This is a genomic window from Streptococcus suis YS56 (assembly GCF_000440115.1).
Taxonomy (GTDB): Bacteria; Bacillota; Bacilli; order Lactobacillales; family Streptococcaceae; genus Streptococcus; species Streptococcus suis_L.
In genome coordinates this window covers 1-5,382 of the sequence record NZ_ALMY01000067.1, presented here as the reverse complement: position 1 = coordinate 5,382, position 5,382 = coordinate 1, and the positions used below count along the sequence as shown (strand labels likewise).

The window sequence follows — 5,382 nt, the reverse complement described above, 5'->3', positions numbered from 1 at the left end:
TCCATATTTGGATTACGAGACTCAAAATATTTTTCGTCAAATACCTTGATGGACTTGACAAATGGTAGAAAAAACACCCCATGGTGTGGACCATGAAGTGTTGTAAATACAGTATTGTAGCTGGTTCTTAACGTTTAGAGAACTGGCTAGCTTTACGTGCTTTCTTAAGACCTGGTTTTTTACGTTCAACCATACGAGCATCACGAGTAAGAAGGCCTGCGCGTTTCAATGAATCGCGGAAGTCTGGGTCTACTTGAAGCAATGCACGCGCGATACCGTGACGGATCGCACCTGATTGACCACCGTAACCACCACCGTTCACGTTAACGAAAACGTCGTATGAACCTTGTGTTGAAGTTACTGCGAATGGTTGGTTGATAACCAAACGAAGGTCAGCGTGTGGGATGTACTCTTCTACATCTTTTTTGTTTACTGTGATTTTACCAGTACCTGGGACCAAACGTACGCGTGCAACCGCGTTTTTACGACGACCAGTACCTGTGTATTGTGCTTGTGCCATTTAGATTACGTCCTTTCCCTTAGATAAGACCTGAAATATCAAGTACTTCTGGTTGTTGTGCAGCGTGAGTGTGCTCAGCACCTACAAACACTTTCAATTTCATGCCTTGTGCACGACCAAGTGTGTTGTGTGGAAGCATACCTTTAACTGATTTTTCAATCAAACGAACAGCGTTTTTAGAACGCAATTCACCAGCTGAGATTGATTTCAATCCGCCTGGGTGGTTTGAGTGAGTGTAGTAGATCTTATCAGTTGCTTTTTTACCAGTCAATTTCACTTTCTCAGCATTGATAACGATAACGAAGTCACCAGTATCAGTGTGAGGTGTGAAAGTTGGTTTGTTTTTACCGCGAAGAACGCTAGCAACTACTGCTGAAAGGCGTCCAAGAGGTACATCAGTAGCGTCTACTACATACCATTTACGTTCAACTTGGCCTGGTTTAGCCATAAATGTTGTTTTGTTCATGATTTCTCCTATACGAATCGTTTTTGTTTACTGGGCGGATGTTCCGGTCCGCGGGTATTTGGAAGGTTCCGGGGCCTTTCAAATGGGGTAAACAATACCGTCTACCATTCTATCAAATCTACTAGTCTCCGTCAAGCCATTTTACTTTACTTTTTTTATTTTTTGAAAGATAGCAGAGCTACTGAGAATGAAAGCCTTATCAGTTTTCCTTTCCTTACTGACCTAGCTGTCCAGGTAAGACCAGCTTCTCCTGATAAGGAAAGGTTTTATCAAATTCTTCCAAGACCAATTCATCCACCGTGTAGCCCGGCGGATCTGTAAACCACCAGTCCCGGCCTTCCAGAACTTCTGGTCGGAACAACTTGACCAAGAAATAATCAGCTTCTGGGTCTGCCTGATAGCGAATACCGACCTCTTTACCCTTAACAAAACCAAATTGACTGTAGTAATCAGGAGAGCCTGTAATAGCCACCAAGACCGCTCCGCTATTTTCCGCCAAAGCCAGCGAATGCTCTAAAAGTGCCTGACCGTAACCGCGGCCTTGCTGGTCTGGCGAGATGCTAAAGGGACCAAAGGTCAGAATGGGCAGGCGAGTGCCGTCCGCTGTGATCTCCGACGTGACATAGAGGATATGCCCCACCAGCTGACCGTCGGCTTCCGCCACAAGATTGAGATCTTTTATCACATGGTCTTGTCCGCGTAATTGATGAAGGACCAAATGCTCAGTCGCACTCAGATAACAGGCCTTCAGTTTACTTTTAGAACAAGGCAACGAGTTGCAGACAGTACTGGAGTACGGCAAAACGAGTTAACGATGTAATAAAAGATAAACTGACGGACGAAAGACATTCCAAAAGGCGTCACGTGTTTGCTCTTCGATCGCACGCTGATCCTTTTCTTCTTCTCTTCTAATGATAAGTGACATTCTATCTCCTTACTGACTGCCCCATTCTAAAATAGGTGTGCCGCTTGCCTCTGACCGCCAAGGACAGAGCCAAGATATTTTCAGGGTCTGGCATACGACCGTAGCCTCCGTCTCCGATATGGTGGACATCCGAGCCCACTCGCTTGTTGCTGAGCCCAAACTCCCGCACCGTCTGGCTGTCCGCACTCTCCTGACTGGTCCCAATGGTCGAAATAACCAGACCACCACGCGCCTTGACCTGACTGACGATCGGTGCCACGATTTCCTCCCGAACGCCCGGCACCGTTCCGACCGCAGGAATGAGGACACCATCTGCCCCCAAGTCCACAAAATCCAGCAGGGATTGGCTGTCCACGACCGACTCTCCCAGACCTGCACCGTGCATTTTCCCCGCAAAGATGAGGCCCTTAAAGTGTTCTTTGGCAAGGCCAATAGCAGAGCGGATTGCAGCCATGGACACACCCGTAGCAGGATTGCCTGTCAGCATGATGAAGTCAACGCCAAGGGCTTGGGCCTGTTCCAGACTTTCTGGACTGACCTGACGACCCGGTTTGAGAAAAATCTGCTGGTCTTGGACCTCTTGGCTGCTATCCACAGGCTCCAAGTTAATCCCGACCAATCGACCTGTCAACCGCTTGATTTCTGCAATAGGATTGTCGCAGTCGTAAAAACCAACAATCTCCGGATGAAAGACATCCAATTCGTTGAGTACCAAGAGGTCACAACCAAAAGCAGCCATCATCTCCGCATTGGTCACCCCGGCAATCAAGGGAGCCGCTGTCACCACCGTTTCTCCCATGATAATTCGACCTTCACTGGATAGAATGGACTGCTTGAGTTCCTCCTTAGTCGCTCCCAGCAAATCGCTGGCATAACAAGACAACAATCGTTTCATATGAACCTCCAAATCGATATTAGTTTGTAATCGCTTTCTTGTTTTGTGAAAAGAAAAGAGATTATCTCTCTTCTTTATTGATAGAAATAATAGCCAATACTCCTGCTCCTGTATGGGTGGCAATGATTGGACCCAACTCAGTCAAAAGAACATCGCTGACACGGCTATCTTCCAACAAGGTTGCCTTCATCGCTTCAGCCGCCTCAATATCACCTGTATAGGCCACCATAACCGTAGAATGATCCAAATTATCCAAGGTCAAGGTCATCATTTCCTTGATTCCTTTTTTGCGACCACGGATTTTAGCAATTGCTTCTAACTTTCCTTCCGCATTGAGCGCAAGGAGGGGCTTGATATTGACCAGACCACCAATGAGAGCTGCTGCCTTAGATAAGCGACCACCACGCACCAGGTGGTTAAGGTCATCGACCAAGAGATAGGTCCGCAAGCGTGGCACCAGTTCCTCAATAAGTGCCTTGGTTTCTACCAAGGTCTTACCCACAGCACGTGCTTGAGCCGCCTGCATGACCAAGTAGCCTTCACCGATAGAAGCCGCCTTGGTATCGACAATCTCGATATGGGCTTGTGGATAGTTATCCAAGACCATATCACGTGCAATGGTTCCACTCTGATAGGTCCCTGAAAGAGCCGATGAAAAGGCCAGGTAGAGTACATCTTGACCTTCCTTGGCTGCCGCTTCAAAAACTTCTTCAAACTGACCAACATTGACCTGACTGGTTGTCGGAAGGCCTCCAGTCGCCATTTTATCCAGCAGATCCGCTGAGGTCAAACCTTTCTCACCGACTGTCTCATAAGTCACCCCGTCTAGGTTAATGGTCAAACCAAGCACGATCACATCATTTTCTTGGACCCAGCTGGTTGGCAAATCCGATGTCGAATCGGTTACGATTGTAAATGTCATTCTTTCATTTCCTCCATCATTGCTTTTAAGGCTTGAAAATTCCCATCTGACCAGGGATTGAGCCGCGGGGTGTAGAGTTCAACCTGGTCCACAAACTTGTCCAAGTCCTTTTTGATGACCCTGGTTCTCTCCTCTAACTCACGCGCCGAAACCCGTAAGGCCCCTTGTGAAAAGACCACCCATTGTTCGTTGAGGTCACTGGTTGCGACGGAAACCTGCTTGCGACGGTCACTATTGAGCTGAGCGCTGAGTTGTTCGATATAACTATCTGCCGTCTCTTCCTCCTCTGTAAAAATGACCGATACCTTGTATTCATCCATACTGCTGGCGAAGACCTGGCACATGGTGGGCATCAAAGACACACATCACCTCAATCTGTTCAAAGGCTGCGTAGTGAGACAAGGTGCGAAGCAAGGTCGTTCTGGCCGCATCCAAGTCTCCCTTTTTAAAATCCTGCTTGGTTGATTGCCAAAAGGCAATCATGTTGTAGCCATCTACAATGAGAACTTTTTCTTTCATTTAGATTTTCTTCCGAAATACTTCGTACATCAGCACAGCTGCTGCTACGCTGGCGTTGAGAGATTGGACATGGCCCTTCATAGGAATGGTAATCATCTCATCTACCTGCTTTTTGATATTGCTGGAAATGCCCTTGCCTTCGTTGCCGATAATAAGGGCTAGCTTGCCAGCTGTATTCCACTTGTGGCTTGGGGTTCCGTTCATATCGGTACCAAATACCCAGAAACCAGCCTCCTTGAGCTTATCAAGGGTTTGGCTAAGATTGGTCACTCGGGCGATTGGGACATGGGCCACCGCACCTGTGGAAGTCTTAGCCACAACAGGCGTCACGCCAACTGCTCGGTGCTTGGGAATGATGATGCCCGCTACCTGAGTCGCATCTGCGGTACGTAAAATCGAGCCGAAGTTGTGGGGGTCTGTCAGACCGTCCAAGATGAGAATGAGAGGATTGTCTTCCTGCTCTGCCTTTTCCAAAATTGCCGACAGGTCCGCATAGGCAAACTCGGAGACCCGCAGGACAAAGCCTTGGTGAACGGCACCTTCTGTCATGTCAGACAGGGTCTTCTTCGGCGTCCAGGAAATCGACACCTTCTTCTCTGCCGCCAGTGCCTTGATTTTTTCTACATTTTTTCCGCGCAAATCATCCTGAATGTAGAGTTTGTTGCCAGTGTTGGCCTCCAAACTCTCCACTACAGCATGTACGCCATATACTATATCATTTTGTTCCATAAGAGTATTATAGCATAGGTTGACTGAAAATAGGCACTCACTATATCACAGCTGAAAAACTTGACCTCCTTACCAAACCATGGTATTCTGTTATCTATCATTTATCCGTACAAACGGAATAAAAAGGAGATTTTATGACACTTATTTTTGGAATTCTGGCAGGGCTGATTGCCTTTGCTATTGGTGGTTTGTGGTATGGTTTTATTTTCCGTGATGCTTGGATTGAAGCCTCTGGCATTGACATGGCTAAGGTAGAAGCTGACCGTCAGGCTGGCAAAAATGGCCAGAAGGAAATGATGATTTCCTTAGCGATTGAAGTTTTGACTGCTGTTGTAGCGATTTTCTTCATCAAGACCCTTGGTGTTTCACCACTCCATGCAGCTGGCGGCATGGGGGGTAATTGCAG

7 protein-coding genes and 1 pseudogene are annotated in these 5,382 nt (G+C 47.3%); 1 reads left to right on the top strand and 7 read right to left on the bottom strand.

From position 1 onward, the window contains the following. Positions 1–127: 127 nt before the first annotated feature. The 7 genes and pseudogenes from rpsI to rlmB all read right to left on the bottom strand — a co-directional run bounded on the left by rpsI (position 128) and on the right by rlmB (position 4,976). Entirely contained in the window at positions 128–520 is a 393-nt protein-coding gene (gene rpsI / locus SST62_RS0107890; protein ID WP_002942223.1) for a 30S ribosomal protein S9, read from the bottom strand. A 19-nt stretch (positions 521–539) separates the two neighbouring features. Next, on the bottom strand, positions 540–986 hold the full coding sequence (gene rplM, locus SST62_RS0107885) for a 50S ribosomal protein L13 (RefSeq protein WP_002876943.1): 447 nt from the start codon (positions 984–986) through the stop codon (positions 540–542). Between the two features lie 214 nt (positions 987–1,200). Beyond that, positions 1,201–1,704 (bottom strand): GNAT family N-acetyltransferase, encoded by a 504-nt coding sequence (locus tag SST62_RS0107880; protein WP_050571901.1) that lies wholly within the window; start codon positions 1,702–1,704, stop codon positions 1,201–1,203. A gap of 208 nt (positions 1,705–1,912) precedes the next feature. Then, positions 1,913–2,806 carry a hypothetical protein gene (locus tag SST62_RS0107870; RefSeq protein WP_029186911.1) on the bottom strand — a complete coding sequence of 298 codons (894 nt, stop codon included), beginning with the start codon at positions 2,804–2,806 and terminating at the stop codon, positions 1,913–1,915. A 61-nt stretch (positions 2,807–2,867) separates the two neighbouring features. Continuing rightward, on the bottom strand, positions 2,868–3,728 hold the full coding sequence (locus SST62_RS0107865; protein ID WP_029186910.1) for a DegV family protein: 861 nt from the start codon (positions 3,726–3,728) through the stop codon (positions 2,868–2,870). After that, positions 3,725–4,247, bottom strand: a pseudogene (locus tag SST62_RS01000000111660) (NYN domain-containing protein). Before SST62_RS01000000111660 ends, SST62_RS0107865 begins: the two are co-directional and overlap by 4 nt. Beyond that, positions 4,248–4,976, bottom strand: coding sequence for a 23S rRNA (guanosine(2251)-2'-O)-methyltransferase RlmB (rlmB, locus tag SST62_RS0107855; RefSeq protein WP_029186909.1), 729 nt, complete (start codon positions 4,974–4,976; stop codon positions 4,248–4,250). A gap of 134 nt (positions 4,977–5,110) precedes the next feature. Between rlmB and SST62_RS0107850 the strand changes: the two genes are divergently transcribed. Continuing rightward, positions 5,111–5,382, top strand: a 272-nt coding sequence (locus SST62_RS0107850) for a DUF1761 family protein (protein ID WP_029186908.1), incomplete at its 3' end; no start/stop codon positions are given.

Coding starts and splice junctions, on each gene's coding strand:
- SST62_RS0107865 (WP_029186910.1), bottom strand. CDS start 3,728: ATGACATTTACAATCGTAACCGATTCGACATCGGATTTGCCAACCAGC.
- rplM (WP_002876943.1), bottom strand. CDS start 986: ATGAACAAAACAACATTTATGGCTAAACCAGGCCAAGTTGAACGTAAA.
- rpsI (WP_002942223.1), bottom strand. CDS start 520: ATGGCACAAGCACAATACACAGGTACTGGTCGTCGTAAAAACGCGGTT.
- SST62_RS0107870 (WP_029186911.1), bottom strand. CDS start 2,806: ATGAAACGATTGTTGTCTTGTTATGCCAGCGATTTGCTGGGAGCGACT.
- rlmB (WP_029186909.1), bottom strand. CDS start 4,976: ATGGAACAAAATGATATAGTATATGGCGTACATGCTGTAGTGGAGAGT.